Raw genomic sequence first — 251 nt, forward strand, 5'->3', positions numbered from 1 at the left:
GGCGCCGATTTCCACATCGTCACCGATGGTCACGCCGCCAATCTGGGCGATTTTCTGCCAGACGCCTTTTTCATTGGCAAAACCAAAGCCTTCACCCCCCAGCACAGCACCTGACTGAATGACCACACGCTTGCCGATACGCACGTCGTGGTACAGGGTCACCCGTGGTGCCAGCCAGCCACCTTCGCCGATTTCGCAGCGGGCGCCGATAAAGCAGTGAGCGCCGATGGTCACACCTGCAGCAATCCGCG

Annotated in this window: 1 protein-coding gene; it reads right to left on the minus strand. The window is 60.6% G+C overall.

Annotated features, from left to right (window positions below; translation table 11 throughout):
• A partial coding sequence (locus tag SB725_RS32765; RefSeq protein ID WP_410923648.1) for a DapH/DapD/GlmU-related protein occupies positions 1-251 on the minus strand: 251 nt, incomplete at both ends.

The organism is Pseudomonas sp. SIMBA_041 (genome assembly GCF_046535095.1).
GTDB lineage: Bacteria > Pseudomonadota > Gammaproteobacteria > Pseudomonadales > Pseudomonadaceae > Aquipseudomonas > Aquipseudomonas mucoides.